The sequence below is a fragment of the Streptomyces sp. NPDC041068 genome, assembly GCF_040647455.1.
In the GTDB taxonomy this organism is placed as follows: domain Bacteria; phylum Actinomycetota; class Actinomycetes; order Streptomycetales; family Streptomycetaceae; genus Streptomyces.
The window spans coordinates 55,670-75,049 of record NZ_JBEZCG010000002.1; the positions used below are offsets into that span (position 1 = coordinate 55,670).

A 19,380-nucleotide genomic window follows, 5' to 3' on the forward strand; every position below is an offset into this window, starting at 1 on the left:
CATGGTCGACGGCGACAAGCGGCCGCTGGGAACATTCCCGCAGGCGCGGGGAGCACCTCCCGCCGCTTCCACTGCGTCAGCATGCTCTGGGAACATCCTCGCGTGCGCGGGGAGTAGGGCCTTGCCGCTCAGCACCGCACGGACATCACGGGACCATCTCCGCGTGAGTGGGGAGCAGACCATCCAGCCGTCAGCATCCTCCTGGACCTTGGGACCATCCCCGCGTGAACGGGGAACAGTATCGTGTCCAGCTGACGGACTTCGGCCCTGAGGTCCATCCCCGCATGTGCAGGGAGCAGTCTTCCTTGTTTGGGTTCCGGTCGAGGAAGAAGGGGCCATACCCGCCGGCGCAGGGAGTAGGCACGCTTGGCGGCCTCAGCCTCCTCGGCCGTGGGTCCATCCCCGCGGGTGCGGGGAGCAGCCTCCACGTCTCCACTCCGAAAACCGTCTCCGCGGGAACATCCCCGCAGGCGCGGGGAGCCGTCCGTGTGGCGATCGTCCCTGACCTTCCAGGAGGGAGCAACTCCACATGTGCGGGGAACAGAGCCCCAGGGTGATGGAGTCGGTCTTCGTCGGGGGAACGTCCCCGCAGGTGCGGGGTGCAGGCTGAAGCCACGTACATGACCAAGCGCGAGCTGGGCCCATCCCCGCAGGCGCGGGGTGCGCAACCCGCCCAAGGGGCAGTGCCGTCAGTGCTGGGGAACATCCCCGCGGGCGCGGGGAGCAGCCCAGCGCGCCAGCCGGGCTTTTCGCTTTCGGGGGAACATCCCTGCGGGTGCAGGGAGCAGCACGAAGTTCCACTGTGCTCCCGTCGGTCCCGGGAACATCCGCGCGGCGGTGGCAGCTCTTCGACCTCAGCGGCGAGAACAGCCAGACGGGAACATCCCTATGGGTGCGGGGAGCAGCATGGGGTGACGAGGCCAGTGCAGCGGCGCCCGGGGACATCCCCGCAGACGCGGAGAGCAGGCCTTGGCCAACCTGATCGCCGTGCAGGCCGAGGGAGCATCCCTGCAGGCGCGGGGAGCGGTGGCCCCACAAGTCCCGGTCCACGAGCCCGGTGGGAACGTACCCGCGGGTGCAGGGATCACCGGAACTGCGCGTCCGGAAGTGTCGCTTCCTCGGGAAAATCTCCGCGGGCGCGGGAAGGAGGCCCGGGACTCGGGCAACGGCCTGTTCGACGAGGGAGCATCCCCGCGGGTGAGGGGAGTGTGAAGGGCAACCAACTCCCGGACCGCCGTTGCTGGGAACATCCCTGCGGTCGCAGGGAGTACAAGATCGAACGCGCCGAGGCGGCCATCGACGCGGGTCCATCCCCGCGGGTGCGAGGAGCACTCCGGCCTCATCCTCGGCCGCGACGGCGGCGAGGAACATCCCCGCGGGTACGGGGAGCACCCGGAGTACGCAGCCATCTTCGGGCTCGCCGGGGGAACATCTCCGCGAGTGTGGAGAGCACCCGCGGCCGCTGGTGTTCGCCACCGTGGAAGAGGGGCCATCCCCACGGCCGCGGGGAGCAGTACGCGGGGTTCGTCCGAAGGTAGCCAGCAGTGGGAACATCCCCGTGGGTACGGGGAGCACTGGGTGAGCGCGTTGAACGTCGGCCGCAGCCCGGGTACATCACCGCGGGTGCGGTGAGCAGGCCGTCAGCTCGCCCGCCAGGAGCCAGGCCCAGGGAACAACCGCGCAAGCCCGGGGCAGCAGGGTGAACGTGTCATCGTCCCCCACGGCGCGGGACCATTCTCGCGCGTGGCAGGAGCGGGTCTCTGTCAAACCCGCCCTGGAGATTTCGTACGGACCGTCCCCGCTGGTGCGGGAAATAGATGTTCACGTCGGCCAGGACGAGCCGGTCGAAGCGACTATCTCCATATACGTGGGGAACGGCGCTCCGTGCTCGACCCTAGCCGCCGCGTCGGGAGCATCCGTGAGTGTGCGGGGAGTAGCGGAACAACAGAGCAGCTTTGTAACGAAGTTGGGGAATATCCTGGCATGCAGCGGAGCTGCAGGAGCTGATGTGCGTCGCACAGCATCCAAGGAGACGTTCCCGGGGTAGGGAGTTCTTGCCGTTGTTCGAGGCTTCGGTCGGGTCCTTGGGCCACTCGAGCGGGGGCCGGGAGCGCGCGCACCCTGAGGGCTGCTGGCCGTCGGTGAGGGGATCCTCCCTGCGCTCGAGGGAAGGGCTGTGGATTGGAACAGCAGTGCTGCCTGCACCTACGGCGATGGTTACGTGGTCCAGTCCTGGTGACAACAGACTGTCGGAGGTGTAGCGGCCTGAGGGCTGGAGGAGTAAAACGACAGAGTTCACCGTCGTGGCGTGGGCTCGCATTAGTCTCGTTGTCTGACATGGCGGGGCGATAGCCGGGGGCGATGCGCACATGGTGCACATTGTGGGGATTCACGGGATTTGGCAGGCCAAGATGTCGCAGTCGCGGCTGACAGGGGAATGGCGCAAGGCGATCCATCGCGGTCTCGACGGTGTGGGGGAACTGCATGACTGCGGGCCTGCTTTGGACGTGCCTCACTGGTCCTCGCTGCTGGCCCGCGGTGCCGATCGGCTGGGGGCTGGGGACGACCCGTTCGATGCTGCTGTGCCATTGCGTGAGGAGGAAGTCGAGTTTGCTTCCGGGGCGCTAGAGGAGATCCTCGGTCCCGACGATGTAGCCCGTAGTCAGGAGCTATCGGTGCAGACGTTGGGACTTCCGCAGTTGTGGCCGTCTCGGTTGACGCGTTTGGTAATGGCGTACGACCGGCGTTTCTCGCGTGGCGGTGGCGCGCTCTTCGTCAAGGCGATGCGCGAGGTGCGGTACTACCTGTATGAGCCGGATCTTGCCGATCAGGTTCAGGGTTTGGTGGCTGATTCCTTTGGCGCGGCGACTTCTGTTGTCTTGGGGCATTCGCTGGGCAGTGTGATCGCCTACGACCTGCTTAGTCGTGGGAAAACTCCGCTCACTCAGTTGGCCGGCGTGCGCACACTGGTGACGTGTGGTTCACCTTTGGGGATTCCGTCGGTGCGTCGCGGCTTGGGCATTACCGAGGGCGAAGCCTTGAAGTTGCCTAGCGAAATTCGATGGATCAATGTTTTCGACCCGAGTGATTTCATCACCGGTGGAGGTGGATTGAACGCTGCCCCCGCGGTCGTCGATGCCGAGGTCGACAACGGCATCGGTGATCCGCACAGCGCGCTGCGGTATCTGCGTACCGTCCCAGTCGCCCGCGCTATCGCGGGTACGGAGCAGTGAGTCAGACTGCCGCTCCCGGGACGTTCCGGAGGCGACTTGTGGAGATCGCGATCTCGGACTACGACTATGGCACACCTGCTGAGCGGACCGCTTTCAAGAGCGGTATTGCCGCACAGGTGAAGGTCGTCGAGGGATGGTGGGCTGACGAACGTCTCGACGAGCAGCGCCGTTTCACTCCCGAGCAGCCGAAGGAGCTCCGGAGCGTCCGTCACCTGCGGCGGTTTCTCGATGAGCATGCATTGGAGGATGCCGACGATGATGAGGCCCTGGTCGTTTACATCACAGGGCACGGCGAGAGCCGTGATTCCGGGCATCACTTCCTGCTGCTGCCAGATTCCGACGCGGACCGCGTGCTGGGAACGGCCTTCCAGACCGCTGAGTTGATCACGGCGGTTCTGGACTCCCGCGCTAGCCACGTTCTTGTGATGGTTGATTCCTGCTTCTCGGGTGTGCTCCGTGACGATCTGGCCCAAAGACTCAAGGCGCTGAGCTTGGAACGCAGCAAACTGAGCTCGCTGGTGGTGCTCACTTCCGCCAACCGCGGCGATACACCGCGCCTGGGAGAGTTCGCGGCCGCCCTGAGCGCGGTTCACTCGCATTGCATCAACGAATCCACTGGGTATGCGCTTCCCCACCTGAGTTTCCAAGATTTCTTCGCTTACATGGTGCACGTCTTCGACGCGGCGATCATGGCCGATGTTCAGATCATTTGGCCTGAGCTGGGTACCCGGACCCAAAAGGACCATCAGCAGCCCAGCCCGTGCCTACCCAACCCCGGGTACAAACCGGTTGTCCCGCTGGTAGAGGCGTCACGTGGTGACGTGGCCTTCTCCCGTGCTGAGCTGGACACATACTGGGTCTCTCGTGCCGCGGGCCAGCTGGATCACGCCGAACCGGGATGGTACTTCACCGGCCGTACCGCTCTCGTGCGACGCATAGTCGAGTTTCTGACAGGGGAAGAAGGGGCGCTCATCGTCACCGGGCAGGCAGGGTCCGGGAAGTCTGCCCTCTTGGCCCGTGCCGTGACGCTTAGCGACCCGGGGTTCCGCGCGGATGCGACTTATGGCCCGTTCATCGAAGCCATTCCTGAGGAGTTTCTCGTACCTGAGGGGGCCGTCGATGCTGCGGTTCTTGCCCGCAATACGGATGCTGCTGAGCTGACCGCGAGGTTGTACGTCCTACTGAACGATGAGTCAGGATCTGCGAGTTGGGGCGGTGACGTTCTCGATGCCTTGCTTGAGTGCGTGCTGGACGCAGCCCGGCATAGGAATGCTCCGCTGACGGTAGTCATCGACGGTATCGACGAGGCGAAGAATCCCACCAGGGTCATTACGGATCTGCTGCGCCCGCTGGCTGGCCTGTACACGGACGACGAGAAGCCCGCCGTGCGCCTGCTTCTGGGGATTCGTAGCGCCCCAGACGGCTCTGCCAGTGGGTCGTATTCTCCGCGAGCTCAGCCGTCCGACCTCCTGAGCCTGTTGATCCGGTCCACGAACGCCGGTGACGTTGTCCGGACGGACGGCGATAGCAGACAAGACGTCGCCGGTTACGTGAGCGCGCTGCTGGAGACGTCATTCCCCGTCTCTGACGGTCCGTCGGCTGGGCCTGACACCATGCGGCTGCGCGAGCTCGCAGGCGCGGTTGCAGAGGATGTGGCGCCCTCGTTCTTGGACGCCCGCATTGCAGTCCAGCAACTCCATGCGCGCGACGTGCTGCCTGACCCCGATGACCCTGAATGGCGGAACAGCCTACGGCAAGGTACCGAACTGCTCCTGGGGCAGGATCTGGATGCGGTGGCGCAGCAGACCGGCATGAGGGCCGGTCAGCTACTTGACGTATTGCGGGCCACAGCGTTTGGGCAGGGGGCGGGTCTGCCATGGGCCGACATCTGGCCGGCAGCAATCAGGGCCCTATCTCCAGAACTAGGCCGGGCTCCGGGTGCTCTGATCCGGCAGGTACTTGAGAGCCGCCTGATGGGCTATCTCACGACCAGCGTCGAGGATGGCAGGACGGTTTACCGGCCCATCCACGAGCGCATCAGCGAAACACTCCGGCACGCACCGCGCACGTTCCTGGGCCGTGAGACGGGACGCGCTGCGCCAGGCGAGCAGACTGCAGAGGCGGGCCTGGCCCACAAGCAGCTGGCTCTCGCCTTCAGCGTTCTGCTGGAGGGCAAGGACCAGCCGCCGCATCCGTATCTGCGCCGTCATCTGGTCCAACACGCCGGTGCCGGAGGTGTGCTCAACGACGGTGTAATTCCCGACACTTTCCTGCCCTGGGAAACGCATGCGAACGTACGCGGCACCCTTGGGCTGCTATCGGAGCATGCACCGGACACCTCGCATCTATATGCCTGGACGCGCATCGAGCCCTTCCTGGCAGATGCTCCGCTTGCCAGCCGCGCAGACAGTCTGGTGTTCTCCGCTTTCGACTCGGATGGCTCCGTCTCCGCACCAGACCCGGACATCGCCGCGAGCGGACCGTCTGCCGGACGTCTGGTGCCGCGGTGGAAGGACCTCGCGGTGCCGGGCAATGTGCTGGCCCACGCACCGGCCGCTATCCACGCTCTCAGCTCCTTCACTACAGCAGACGGGACTTCACTGATTGCCGTCGGCGACGCCCGAGGCCAAGTCGCAGTGTGGGATCCGTCGACCGGCAAAATGGTCGGACGTGCAGTCAAAGGGCCGAGCGGTGCCCGCGTGCGCGCGTTGGCTGCATTGCCCGGCCCATACGGCGAGCCCTGGCTGGCCGTCGGCTGCGAAGACGGCGCATGGATGTGCGACCCGCAGACCGGTGCCGTCACGCAACTGCCAGTGACTGATCAGGTTTCGGCGCTGGTCGCATTGCCCGGCAAGGGGGATGCCGCACAACTGGCGATCGGCACCACCGGCGGCCTTATCATGTGCGACCCGCTCGCCGGGACAATGCAGACCATTCCGGCCAGGGATCCAGAGCGAGCGCAATCGGTGCGGTCCCTGTCCGCCCTCACCGTGGAGTCGCAGCGCACTCTGCTGGCGGTGGGGAGGGCCGACACGGTAGATGTCCTGGATACCGAGTCTCTCAACGTAGTCATCACCACCGCGGAGCTGGGTGAAGATATCAGCGCACTCACCCTCTTTGGAGGCCCGGAGGGTCGGCCGAGGCTTGCAGTGGCTACAGGTTCCTCAGGGCGAGTTCGCGTGTGGGACGCACTGACCGGTGAGGAGAAGCGACGCTTGCCGATCCGTCGGCCTGCCACCGTAATAGCGCCGTACCAGCATCCAGAGTTAGGCACCCTGCTTGCACTCGGCGGCTGCGATGACGGCTCTGTGCAGCTCTGGAACCCCGGCACGGGAGAGGAGTTCTGCCGGTTCCCCGCCGATCACACCAAGACGGTGACAGGACTTGGTGTCGTAGCCGGTCGCGGGGATGTCCCCGTGGTGATCTCCGGCTCGCTGGATCGCTCCGTCCGGGTCTGGAACCCTGAGGCGTGGGCCCGGCGAACGGTATCGGCCCGGCCGGTCACTGGAACCTTGCTCGCGGTATCGCCTGCAGCCTCGGGCCCTGCAAAGCTGCTGTCCCGCGGACCGGGGCACGCCATCAGGGCAGTGTCCGCCGACACCGGCGACACGGTGTGGTCGACCGAGCTGCCCCACTCACCCGTCCCGGGCCCCGCGACCGCTCTCGCCACGCATTCCTGGCCGGACGGGTCAGTGACTGTTGCCGCGGGGATGCCGGATGGCACAGTCGGTTGCTGGAACGGCACTTGGTACCTGACGGACGGCTGGTCCACAGCGCAGGCACGTGCGGCAACGTTCGCCACCTTCCAGGACGGGCAGAGAGTCGTCCTGGCAACGGGGATGAGCGACGGGGCTGTTGTGTATTGCGACCTTGCGACCGGAGCGGGCCTGGGGTCACTCCATGCTCCCCGCGCCGATGACAGTGGCCCGGTCCATGCGCTCGCCGCTCTGCCTCTCACAACGGGCACCATCCTCGCTGTCGCAGCTGGGGAGGGTGTACGGCTTTGCCGCCCCTTGGAGGATCCGCACGCGGAACTTCCTGACCGGATCGGCGCTGTGAACGCGCTCGCCGCTTACCCCGGCGACAGAGACGAGGATCCGCTTCTGATTACGGGAGGAGCCGATGGAGTCATCCGGAGCTGGTCACCCGCCTCACCGGACCATGAGGCGTTCCCGGAACTCTCAGGACACGATGGGCCAGTCTCCGCCCTCGCGGTCCTCCAGCGTACCCGCGCGCACTCGTTGGTCGTGAGCGCCGGTGCTCACGACAGCACCGTTCGGCTCTGGGACTTGAACACGGGTGAGGAAGTGCTGCGCCTGGTCACCGGAGCCGCCGTTCACTCACTCTGTGTCCTGCCGCCGGGCAATATCCCGGGAACCAACGCCCCCGTGATCGCGTTCGGTGGCCCTGCGGGAACCGCTGCGGTGACGGTACATCTGCCACAACTGGGCGAGCAGCCGATTACGGTGCGGGAGATCACGGGGTAGTCAGTCGGGGCTCGGCCCACTACGCTTCGGTTCGCTCAGTCGTGACTCCGTAAGCGCGGGGATGGCCCTTGTGGGGACTGGAGAAAGGATCAGCCCCGCAGCTGCGGGGACGAAAGGGTATCTGTAGCCCGTTACCCGGACACCCGTACCTGCGAGACCGCTTCGCTCGCTTGCAGTCGTGCTCTGTCTGACCACACTTCGTACGAGTCGAGCGGCGACGAGTAGCCTGCACTCGCGTTACCGAGCGAGAGCTTGTTGCTCTGGGCCACCAGCCGACTCAATCCCGACAGAGCTGTGGGACGTGCCTGCTGGGTCATCTCCGGCAGGCTCCAGGGGTTGACTCCGACGTACTGTGCGACGGCCTTCACCAAATCGCCCCGTACCGCGTCCCATGCGGTTCCTCCGGTGGCCCGATATGCCTTGGCCACGGTGTCGGCATGGAGGATGTCTCCGCCGTGCCTGTTGAGTGCGTATGCCACCACGTAGAGCCCGCGGTGTGCGCGGTTGCGGCATTGCTCGCCGTCAACGAATCCCGCACAGTCGCAGCCCATGAGACGCGGCAGTACCGCTGCGGTGATGTGCTCCAGATTGGCGTGGCGGACACGGCCGGGAGTCGAGGGCAGCGGCAGCCCGACCTCCGACGCCTGCTGCCGCCATATCTTGTGTGCTTCCTCGACGGCGGGGGAGTGGCACTCTCCCCGGCCAAGAGAATCCATGTGCGCAGGGCTGGCGTTGCCGAGGCGGCTCACCCCTGCCAGAAAGGCCGACAGCAGACGGGCACTCTGCCCGTCTTGGAGCCCGAAGCCTTCGGCGAGGTCGCCACGCTGCTGGTCCCGCAGTACCCGGTCCCACAGTTCGAGCATGACGGCGCTGCTGCCGACCAACTCGCAGACCAGCGGATTCCAGGCCGCGCCGCCCTGCTGAACCGAGAGGTCAGCGAGGTCGGAGGTCCCCCAACACCACTTGTAGGCATGGGCAGTTGGGGTTTCCGGTTTCATGTATGCCGCCCTCGTCCAGCGTGCTACGGTCCAGCCTCATCCCAGCAGACAACTGTGGAGACTGGAGTACGAAACGGTGCCACTGTCTGAAACGCAACCATCTCCTGGCGCAGCTTTCCGGCCCCGATGGGACCCCCGGCGAGAAGCATGCCTGCCCGCACTGACATCGGCCGGGGACCACACCTCAGTCTCTCTGGTGCACGCTCTGCACCACGCCAACGAACTGCTCGCCATCTCAGCGGCGACACCGGGAGAGACGGTGGCGCTGGTGGAGTACCTGCTGGCCATCTGCTACGCGGCTGAGGCCTATCCGGCTACCGACGACGACTGGCTGGACTGGATCCATGAGCGGACCCCACTCACCGCAGCTGCCAACTGGCTGCAGGAGCGACCTGACGAACACTGGGACCTCTTCCACCCCACCGAGCCCCTAGGCCAGAACGCACTCCTTGCCCCCTACTTGGACGAGCATGGCGCAGGCCCCGCCCAACTGGTGATCGAGCACACAGGCGATTACAACCAATTCTTCGACCACCACCACCTCGAACACCCGACACCGCTTGCCGCAGACGCCGCGTTCCGGGCCATGCTCACGCAGCACGCCTACGGCCCCAGCGGGCGTGCCCGCATTTCGGGCAAGAAGACCCTCGGAGACGCTCTCACCAACCTGGCCCTGGCGCGCTTAGCCGGACGAATCCGCGTTATCGCGCTCGGAGAGACTCTCGGCGACACTCTGCGACTCAACCTGGTGCCGACCGAACAAGCACCCGGCCGCTTCAACCGCACCTGGACAGTGGCCCCCGAGCCCCGCCGCGGATTCGTGACGAAACCGTCCGGGCGACCGATCGATGGACCGGCAGACCTGCACACCATCCTCGGACGCTCCATCCTCATGCGCCCTGTAACCACCAGGGAAGGGAAGCCCGCGGTCGACCGCGTCCTCCTAGCTGCCGGCGAACTACTGGAGCCGCTGCCCCACCACCACATACAGGACGCGGTCTACGCCACCACGACCAGCGATGCGGCGAAGCTGCTGCGGCCCTCCGGGTCCCGCGCCCTGTGGCGCGAGGCGCACGCCCTCTATGCCGCTGTCGCTGACCGTGATCACGGCCGCGACCTCTATGACCGCCTTGCCAAACTCCCCAGCCGTCGCCTGAATCTCTGGGCCGTCGGTCTCCTCGCCAAGCAGACCACAGCCGTCACCTGGGTGTCGGACACCTTCCCCTTCATACCCGGCCGCGAGCGCGAACTGCGGTACGTGGCCGAACGAGGATCGGTGATTGCCGAGTACATCGCCGCGAGCCTGTGGAAGGCCGCCTACGTGGCCTGGACGGTGACGTATCCCAATCCGAAGCCCGCCGACAAGGCGGCTCAGATCGCCCGGTTCGATGCACAGCCGGAGCACTGGGCTCACACGCAGGAGCCATTCCACGTCCTGCTGGAGGAGACGGCAGCGGCCGAAGACGAGGACCAGGTGCACGAGGCACTCGTGGAATACGCGCACATCGCCGCCGCGACAGCCAAAGGGTTTCTACGCAACCGCCTCGACTCGCTGCCCGCCAACTCCCGGGGATTCAGAGCCCGGGCGGAAGCCATCCGCTGTCTGGAGAGAGACCTCACCAAGCCTGCAGCCCCAGACGAACTGACGGAGGAGCTAGCGTGACCGGCACCACAGGAGAGAAAAAGAGAGCCGCCGCCGGAGTCGAACCCCGCCGCGATCCCACCCCCAGCGAGCACCTGACGGACTGGCTCCTCAGCCTGGTTCGGAGCCGCGACTGGGGCAAGTTGGCCGAACTGCGCCGCCCGAACCTCAGCAAGAACGCGCACATCCAGGCGGGTTGGTTCGATCCGCGGCGTCGCGAAGTCTTCGAGCAGGTCGCCTTTTTCTTCGCGCTCTACCACCGAGGTGCCGCTGAAGCGTCGAAAGGCTACGGGAGCCTGGGTACTGCCACCCGACGCATCGGCAACAGCATCGGACGAGGACCCGATGACCCCGGAGCAAGTCGGCTGATGGACCGGATCGTCGCCAGTCGGCGTCCTCCCCTACGCCATCTCCAGCACGCCATCGAACGGCTCCGCTCCTGCGGCGAGCCGCCCCCCTCTTGGGCCCGGCTCGCCGACGATCTGGCCCGCTGGACCGACCGCGAGGCTCGCATCGGCTACCGCTGGGCCGTCGACTTCCATGCGCCGCCGAAGGCCGCCAAGAACAAGAAGACCACCGAGACGACTACGACGAAGGGCACCGCGACGTGAGCACCCACCCTGCCGTGACCGGGCACCAGTTCCTCTCTCTACATCTACTGGAGACACTCGTCGCTGTCCTGCCTGTCCGGGATGAAAACGGCGCTCCTAAGGCCATCGTCTACGGCGGAGCCGAACGCCACATGATCACGAGTCAGGCCCGCCGTCGCGCCGAGCGGGTGTACTCGCGCGACCGAGCCAACGCCCAAAAGGGCCCCCTGGCTGGGCACACCATGGGCGTCCGCACCCGGGAGTGGGCTCTCATCACAGCCCGCGCCCTTGCAGCTAGCCATGGTTGGGAGCAAGAGGAGGCCGTTCAGACGGCACGTGCCGTGCTGCAGGCGACCGGGCTGAAGTTCGGCGACCCAGCAAAGAAGACCGTGGCGAACCTGACAAAAGTGCTGCTCTTTGCCCCATCTGATGCCGGTGAGCGCATTGCCGCACATGTCCACGCTCAACGAGAGACGGTTGGTTCGTGGGCGGCCGAGTACCTCCCGCTGGCGCAGGCAGCAGCCAAGCCGGCAAGGAGCGGCCGAAGGAACAAGAAACAGGAGGAACACGAGGCGGGCGCGACCCCAGCTGACACCGAGTCTGATACGGGGGGCCCGGCCAGCAAGCTGCCTCCCCTGCCCAAGACGACGCGGGATGCCGTTCTGACCGCGCTCGCGCCACGCGACGCCATCGATATCGCGCTATACGGTCGCTTCCTGGCCGAGATCGCGGACTCCCCGAACGTTGACGGGGCAATCCAGAGCAGCCATGCATTCACCGTCCACGAAGCCGAGCACACAGACGACTTCTACGCGGCAGCTGACGACGCCAAGCTCGACCGGAAGAGTAACGCTCTGGATTTCCTGGAAGCCGCCGACGACGCAGGCGCCGGCATGACCGGCTACCAGTCGCTCATCTCCGGCACCTTCTACCGCCACGCGGTCCTCGACCGCCGCAAACTGCGGGGCAACCTCCGCGCCGCAGGCATGCCCGACCAGGACACCGAGTCCGCCGCTGTCGCAGCCGAGGCGGAGTTCGTCAGTGCGTTCGTCGACGCCTTCCCGCAGGCCAAGAAGAATTCCACCGCCTCCACTGGGTCGCTGCCCGCCCTTGTCCTCGCCTTCGACGGGGATCGCCCCTTCAACTACGCAGCCGCCTTCCAAAGGCCCATCGACGAAGTCGCCGAAGGAGGCCCTGCCGGGGAGCTCGCTGTACGACGCCTTCTCTCTCACCACCATTTCGTCCGCCAACGGCGTACCGACATCTCCGCTGGCCGAGTCCTCACCTACGACCCCACGATCCATGCGGTCCTCCAAGAGCTCGGGATCAAGGACGTGGACTCCGTCGACGGTCTGACCTCGTGACAGCGCACGTCCTGCTCGTCCGGCTCGCCGCCCCCTTGCAGTCCTGGGGAGTGGTATCCCGCTTCTCCCGCCGTGACACCCACAGTCGCCCGACGAAGTCTGGGGTAATCGGCCTCTGCGCAGCAGCCCTCGGACACGATCGAGCTGATGCTCTCGGTCAACTCGCTGCTCTTCGTTTCGGAGTCCGGGCGGACCAGCCCGGCACCCCCGTGCGTGACTACCACACGGTTGGCGCGGGCACGTACCCTCTCCGACCGCGAGACATCATCACCGACCCTCGACGGGCCGCAGCACTCTCCGCAAACCTCGCGAGCGCCGACGAACCATCCTTTGGGCATCATGAACTCGCCCATTGGTACGGAGTCCCGAAGTACATCGCCTCCGACTCCGCATCGGGTGCCCTGGTCTCGGCGGAGCTCGCACGCAAATCCCTCATCACGGAACGCTGGTATCTCTCGGACGCGGCGTTCGTCGCCGCTCTGCAGCACCCGGACCGTGCCTTCCTTGAAGCAATTGCTATTGCTCTGGAGAGCCCAAAGCGCCTGCTGTGGTTGGGGCGTAAATCCTGCCCCCCATCTGGGACCCTGGCTGGCCCCCTACACGCCGGGACCATCGAGGAAGCCTTCCGATCGACAGCCTTACTCCCCTTTCAGGGGGGCGAGAAACACTCGCGAACCCGTCCCTGGGCCTGGATCGAAGCAGCACCAGGCGCCGCAGCAGCGACCCAAGTGCAGGACCAGCCGGTCACCTTCGACGCGGACCGTCGCGCCCACACCACTCGCTGGGAGACCCGCACCCGCATCGCCATCGCTGAGACCGCCACCGAATGGGACATCATTCCGTGACCACGACCACCGCCGCAGCCCGCTTCGTCGCCACCCACAGCGTCCTCACTCTCGACGCCCGCCACCCCTACGCAGCCAAGTCCCTCATCGACGCCCAGGACATGCACCGCACCGTCATGAGTGGCTTCCGCGGCTGGGCTGAGGACGGCGACGCCGACGCGCGCGCCCAGATGGGCGTACTTTCCACTTGGTCCGTCGACTTGAAAGCCGGTGTACTCGTCCTGGTCGTGCAGTCCCAGGTTCCAGGGGACTGGACGAACATCCCGCGCGCCGCGCTCACCGACAAGCCGCGCATCATCACGGTCGACCGCACCTTTCGGACCGGAGACACTCTGACCTTTCGCACGGTCGTCAACCCCACCTATAACCGCCCAACCGGACCACCTACTGCCGAACGCGCCCGCGGCCGCCGCGCCGCCCACACCCGCCCCGACCACGTCAAGAACTGGTTCGCCCGCCGTCTCCAACCCGAAACCCAGCCACGCACCGCCCCTGATGGCGTCGTTCGCATCGGCGCCACCACAGAGCCAGCAAGCCTGAACATCCGAATGCTCCCCACGGTGAGCAGCCCTGGCCCTCACCAAGGCCTGCGAGTTGTCCGTGCGGAGATCCGCGGCGCGCTCACAGTCACCGACCCTGCAACACTGGTCGATGCGATGACCCGGGGTATCGGCCACGCCCGTGCGTACGGTTGTGGCCTCCTACTGACTCGATGAGGGCAGCGACACACCTGCTAGAGCCTGCGTCCTGCCGCACAGAGGTTCTGGGTGACGGTGTCGAGACAGCCGATTGGGCTGCCCAATACGGGCGAGCATGTTCCCTGCACAGAGTCGATGACGTTGATCGGACTGCGCTGCTGGCCGAACCCGTGGGATGGACCCGCACCATCCGCAGGTAGCAGCAACAGGATGCCCTGCGTCCTCGCGTACGCGAGGAGCAGACCCCCGTCGCGGTGTGTCGACAGGAGGCCGGATAGCTGCTCCCCGCGTATGCGGGATGGATCCAGGATCCGCGGCGCGCCCACGATCGCCTTCATCTGCTCCCCGTCCCGCGGGGATGGACCCTGCACGCTGTAGGCCCTCAGTACCGCCTCCTGTCTGCTCCCCGCGAATGCGGGGATGGCCCCCCGTTGTCAGGTCCAGTTGGGGCGATCGCCCCTGCTCCCCGCGCCCGCGAGGACGGACCCGGGAAGGCGTACGTGTCTCGCCCGCCTGGCACCTGCTCCCCGCACCCGCAGGAGGTGGTCTGTAACGTCCTCAAAGTTCACAATATTCGGAGCACTGCTCCCTGCGCTTGCGGGGATGTTCCCCAGTACAGTCCCGGCGCGAGCATGCTGGCCGACTGCGCCCTGCCCCTGCAGGGATGAACCCACGGCCTCGAGGGTGGTGTTCACGGGCAGCCGCTGTTCCTCGCGCCCGCGGGGATGGACCCGACTACGCGGCCATCGCGGAGCGCACCTACGCCCTGCTCCCCGAGCTCGCGGGGATGGACCCACAGTGAAGGCCAGCGGGAAAGGCAAGTGTGTCTGCTCCCCGCACCCGCGGGGATGAACTCTCCAAGATGGAGAACGCGCCGCCCAGACCGGGCTGCTCCCGGCGCAGCGGGGATGAACCCCAGGAGGATATGGATGACGACGGGTTCCAGAAGTGCTCCCCGCGCCCGAGGGGATGGATCCGAGACCCGCCGCGCCATGGCAGGCACTACCCGCTGCTCCCCGCGCCCGCGGGGATGGACCTATGGACGAGGCCCTGCGCCGCGCCCGGCAGGGCTGCACTCCGCGCCCGCGGGGATGGACCCACGGAGTCGGCGAGCGCGGCGACCACAGTGGACTGCTCCCCGCGCCTGCGGGGGATGGACCCTCCGGCCAGTCGGAGAGGGCCGGGAGCTGGAACTGCTCCCCGCGCCCGCGAGGATGGCCCCGCGCCCCAGGGGATCACGGCGACGTGCACCTCCTGCTTCCCGCACCCGCGAGGATGAACCCGTCTTGAGGATGAGGTCGACGAGCCGTGTGTCCTGCTCCCTGCACCCGCGGGGATGGACCCGTCGGGTCGATCCTCGGCTCGGTCTTCTCGGCCTGCTCCCCGCACCCGCGGGGGATGGACCTGATCCGGTCGTCTACGTGGACCGGCCCGCCGGCTGTTCCCCGCACACGCGGGAATGGACCCGTCATCCCCATTCAGGACGGCATCAACAAGACCTGCTCCCCGCACGCGTAGGGATGGCCCCTTCGCCCAGTACGCGAAGAAGCTCGAGGAGAACTGCTCCCTGCGCCCGCGGGGATGGACCCAAGCCCCACCACACCCGCACTGAGTCCGACGGCTGCTTCCCGCGCCCGCGGGGATGGACCCGCGGTCGTCATGCACCCGACGGGCTGGCAGAATTGCTCCCCGCACACGCGGGGCTGGCCCCGAGATCTACAAGTACGGGCAATAGCTGTCGCTCTGTTCCCTGCGCCCGCAGGGATGGGCCCCGTTTCGAGTCGGCGGCGCAGAGCTCATGTATCTGCTCCCCGCGGGGGGGATGACCCGGGTGTAGTACCCATGTCGCACCCGGGCCGGTCTGCTCCCCGCCACCCACGGGGATGTTCCCAGCGTTCCGTGCGCGGTGTACTCCCTACCCAGGTGCTCCCCGCGCCCGGGGGATGTTCCTCCGAACAGCCCGCCGCCCACGACGGTGTTGGGACTGCCCCCCCCGCCCGCGGGGATGGACCCCTCGACAAAGCAGAAGTAATCCGGGAACTCCTCTGCTCCCCGCGCCTGCGGGGATGGACCCATCAACACCGTGGCGAACACCATCCGTTTCGACTGCTCCCCGCGCCCGTGGGGATGGACCCACCATGCGTGCCTGATTGCGGTCATTGGCGGCCTGCTCCCCCGCGCCCGCGGGGATGAACCCCACAACGTTAGAGGCATCGGCGTCCAGGTCGCCTGCTCCTCGCGTCCCCGGGGATGAACCCTGCAGGGTCACGGAGCCGAACCTTCGGTCACGTTGCTCCCCGCGGCCGCGGGGATGGACCCGCAAACTGGGTGGTGCCGAACGTCGCTGCGATCTGCTCCCCGCGCCCACGGGGGTAGACCCGAGGACGGCCATGAGGACGGCTCGTTCGCGCTCTGCTCCCCGTGCCCGCGGGGATGGCCCCTGGTCCATCAACGCCCGGTACTTCGTACTCGTGGAGATGGCCCCAGGTTGTACTGAGCGATCTCTGGACTCACCTCCTGCTCCCCACGCACGCAGGGATGGCCCCTAACGCGACTACGTGATGGCCGAGGACGTCAACTGCTCCCCGCGCCCGTGGGGATGAACTCGCAGACGCCAGACCGCCCAGCAGGGGCGAGATCTGCTCCCCACACCCGCGGGGATGGCCCCAACCCGGACCCGCTCGAGTACGTCGTCATCGACTGCTTCCCGCGCACGCGGGATGGACCCCAGGAACCCACCCCCGAGACCAAGGACGTCGACTGCTCCCCGCGCACGCGGGGATGGACCCGAAACCAGAGGCTGGCAGGAGTCATCGCGGAACTGCTCCCCGCGTACGCGGGGATGGACCCACCGCGCATGGTCACCGCACAACCGGACACCGCTGCTCCCCGCGCACGCGGGGATGGACCCCGCCACTGCCCGGAGCCGGGCACCTTGAAAGCCTGCTCCCCGCGCAGGCGGGGGTGGCCCCTGGTGGACGGGAAGGGGAGCAGTGCGTCCCCCTGCTCCCCGCACCCGCGGGGATGGCCCCACGCTCAACACGATCCAGATCGAGCTGGTGGACTGCTCCCCTCGCACGCCGGGGATGGACCCTGGTTGGGGAAGCAGGCACCGGCCCCGACCCACTGCTCCCCGCACCTGCGGGGATGGACCCGAGTACGACGGCAAGGGCTCTACGGTGATCGACTGCTCCCCGCACCCGCGGGGATGGACCCGACGGGGCTGAACTGGCCTGGATTGAGCGCCACTGCTCCCCGCGCACGCGGGGATGGACCCGCCAACCAGGGCTGGATCTCCATCGGCGTCAACTGCTCCCCGCGCACGCGGGGATGGACCCCCGTCCATGTTCATGATCGGTCAGCCGGGCCTGCTGCTCCCCGCGCACGCGAGGATGGACCCTCCTCAAGCTCGGTGCTGGCCAGGGAGATCGACTGCTCCCCGTGACAGTGGGGGTGGACCCCGGAAGGAGGGATGGCGGTGCACGCCGTCGTCATGCTCCCCGCGACACATGCGGGGATGGACCCGAGGTTCAGCTCGTCCTCGGCTATCAGGGAAACTGCTTCCCAGGTGCGTGGGGATGGATCTGGCGGAGCCTGGCCCCATCCCTACACCGGCATCTGTTCCCCGCGCACGCGGGGCTGGACCCGACTGAAGGACCGTGGATGGTTCACCGACTCCCTGCTCCCTGCGCACGCGGGGATGGACCCTCCACCGGGATCGGAGCCGGCGAGCCCATGAGCTGCTCCCCGCGCACGCGGGGATGGCCCCCTGCCCGGCACTCTGCCGTCGCTCGACGACCGCTGCTCCCCGCGCCCGCGGGGATGCCCCCGCGACCACAAAGAAGACTGTGGCCGGCCGCAACTGCTGCCCGCGCACGCGAGGATGTTCCCATGGACATGTTCCTGTTGGACAAGGGGCTGTACCACTCCCCGCACCCGCGGGGATGGCCCCCTCGGACGGTACGAGGACGGCGAGACGCTCAAGCTGCCCCCCCGCACAGCAGGGATGGTCCCACCGCCGGGCGTACCCTGTATTAGCGCCTTGGCTGCTCTCCGTGCACGTGGGGATGGACCTGTGGTCAGCAGCCGGTGCAGGCCCGCGCCGAGCTGCTCCCCGCGCAAGTGGGGATGGATCCGACGGCTGGACCCTCGGTGTTGTCACCAACGGCTGCTTCCCACGCACGCGGGGGATGGACCCTCCGCGAACGCACCCACACAGGCCCGGGTGGTCTGCTCCCCGCGCATGCGGGGATGGACCCACGTCATCCACCGGTTAGGACGTCTCGACGTCCTGCTCCCTGCGTACGCGGGGATGGACCCACCTACAACGACGGCAGCCGGAAGCCGATGCTCTGCTCACCTTGCTCCGGGGGTGGCCCCACTATCGGCGACATTCTCATCAGCACAGTTTTGCTTCCCGTACACGCGGGGATGGACCCGCGTTCAGCAGAGTCACAGACGTTCTGGTCAACTGCTCCCCGCACCCGCGGGGATGGCCCCAAGCCCGTGTTCGACGTGCTGGAACTCATCGTCTGGTCCCTGCGCACGCGGGGATGGACCCCCGTCGCCACTGTGGAGGAACTGCTCGACCAGCTGCTCCCCGCACCCGCGGGGATGGGCCCAGCCCTCGTCGGCAGGGCGCCGGCGGGGAGACCTACTTCCCGCGCTCGCGGGGATGGACCCCGCAACGGCCTGCATCACTACCCGGCTATTGCCTGCTTCCTGCGCACGTGGGGATGGACCCTGGCCGTCCGACAGCGGTTACCGGCCCTTCCGCTGCTCCCCGCGCACGCGGGGATGGTCCCAACTACGAATGCGCGCAGCGGATCCTGATGCACTGCTCCCCACGCCCGCGGAGGTGAACCCGTACCGTGTGCAGGGTGCCGTTGACCACCGCGCTGCTCCCTGCGCCTGCGGGGAAGGACCTCACGGGTCGCAGGCTGTCAGCTGGACGCCGTACCGCTCCCCATATATGCGAGGGTGGACCCTCCCGAAGCTGACGGCCGGACTCCGGTGAGAAGTGCTCCCCGCGTCGGCGGGGATGGCCCCGAGTCCCACATGGCCTGGGGCGCAGGGGCCCACTGCTTCCCGCGCACGCGGGGATGAACCCGTTGGGCACACCCTGGTCACCCCGCGCCGCCACTGCTTCCCGCGCACGCGGGGATGGACCCATCAGACAGCCGCATCGACGGACTCATGACCCCTGCTCCCCGCACACGCGGGGATGGACCCGACGCCGTCGCCGACCTTCCAGGCCACCAGGACTGCTCCCCGCACACGCGGGGATGGACCCGCCCATTTTCTCAACAAGGTCGCCGACCGCCTCTGCTCCCCGCACACGCGGGGATGGACCCTGGACCGCCACCACCGGGAGCACACCCCCGCACTGCTCCCCGCACACGCGGGGATGGACCCGGAGTCAGGCCCGGCAGGCTGTTCTTCAGCCCCTGCTCCCCGCACACGCGGGGATGGACCCTGCTACGACCTGAAGGGCCGCTGGAAGAGCGGCTGCTCCCCGCACAC

8 protein-coding genes and 1 CRISPR repeat array (1 of these 9 running past the window's edge) are annotated in these 19,380 nt (G+C 67.2%); of the genes, 7 read left to right on the plus strand and 1 reads right to left on the minus strand.

Annotated features, from left to right (window positions below; genetic code table 11):
* Positions 1-2,369 precede the first annotated feature (2,369 nt).
* Together AB0B50_RS04070 and AB0B50_RS04075 are read left to right on the plus strand one after the other, a co-directional pair.
* On the plus strand, positions 2,370-3,233 hold the full coding sequence (locus tag AB0B50_RS04070) for a hypothetical protein (protein ID WP_362325233.1): 864 nt from the start codon (positions 2,370-2,372) through the stop codon (positions 3,231-3,233).
* A 38-nt stretch (positions 3,234-3,271) separates the two neighbouring features.
* The gene (locus tag AB0B50_RS04075; protein WP_362325236.1) at positions 3,272-7,720 is read left to right on the plus strand and encodes an AAA family ATPase; all 4,449 of its coding nucleotides are present in this window, start codon (positions 3,272-3,274) and stop codon (positions 7,718-7,720) included.
* Between the two features lie 131 nt (positions 7,721-7,851).
* On the opposite strand, the gene AB0B50_RS04080 is transcribed toward AB0B50_RS04075, so the two are convergent.
* The gene (locus tag AB0B50_RS04080; RefSeq protein WP_362325239.1) at positions 7,852-8,718 is read right to left on the minus strand and encodes an HD domain-containing protein; all 867 of its coding nucleotides are present in this window, start codon (positions 8,716-8,718) and stop codon (positions 7,852-7,854) included.
* A 76-nt stretch (positions 8,719-8,794) separates the two neighbouring features.
* Here AB0B50_RS04080 and AB0B50_RS04085 point away from each other — a divergent pair, with 76 nt between their 5' ends.
* The 5 genes from AB0B50_RS04085 to AB0B50_RS04105 are packed head-to-tail and all read left to right on the plus strand — an operon-like array spanning position 8,795 to position 13,875.
* Positions 8,795-10,381 (plus strand): type I-E CRISPR-associated protein Cse1/CasA, encoded by a 1,587-nt coding sequence (locus AB0B50_RS04085; RefSeq protein ID WP_362325242.1) that lies wholly within the window; start codon positions 8,795-8,797, stop codon positions 10,379-10,381.
* Positions 10,378-10,971, plus strand: coding sequence for a type I-E CRISPR-associated protein Cse2/CasB (gene casB / locus AB0B50_RS04090; protein WP_362325245.1), 594 nt, complete (start codon positions 10,378-10,380; stop codon positions 10,969-10,971). Before AB0B50_RS04085 ends, casB begins: the two co-directional genes overlap by 4 nt.
* A gap of 14 nt (positions 10,972-10,985) precedes the next feature.
* Positions 10,986-12,314 carry a type I-E CRISPR-associated protein Cas7/Cse4/CasC gene (locus AB0B50_RS04095; RefSeq protein ID WP_362325248.1) on the plus strand — a complete coding sequence of 443 codons (1,329 nt, stop codon included), beginning with the start codon at positions 10,986-10,988 and terminating at the stop codon, positions 12,312-12,314.
* On the plus strand, positions 12,311-13,159 hold the full coding sequence (gene cas5e, locus AB0B50_RS04100; RefSeq protein WP_362325251.1) for a type I-E CRISPR-associated protein Cas5/CasD: 849 nt from the start codon (positions 12,311-12,313) through the stop codon (positions 13,157-13,159). The genes AB0B50_RS04095 and cas5e overlap by 4 nt, the downstream gene beginning before the upstream one ends.
* The gene (locus tag AB0B50_RS04105; RefSeq protein WP_362325254.1) at positions 13,156-13,875 is read left to right on the plus strand and encodes a type I-E CRISPR-associated protein Cas6/Cse3/CasE; all 720 of its coding nucleotides are present in this window, start codon (positions 13,156-13,158) and stop codon (positions 13,873-13,875) included. The genes cas5e and AB0B50_RS04105 overlap by 4 nt, the downstream gene beginning before the upstream one ends.
* A 5,002-nt stretch (positions 13,876-18,877) precedes the next feature.
* A CRISPR array of direct repeats spans positions 18,878-19,380; the repeat unit is 29 nt; unit sequence CTGCTCCCCGCACACGCGGGGATGGACCC (it continues 869 nt past the right edge of the window).

Excerpts from the sequence above, each read along its gene's own strand:
- AB0B50_RS04070 (WP_362325233.1), top strand. The coding sequence starts at position 2,370 with ATGGTGCACATTGTGGGGATTCACGGGATTTGGCAGGCCAAGATGTCG.
- AB0B50_RS04080 (WP_362325239.1), bottom strand. The coding sequence starts at position 8,718 with ATGAAACCGGAAACCCCAACTGCCCATGCCTACAAGTGGTGTTGGGGG.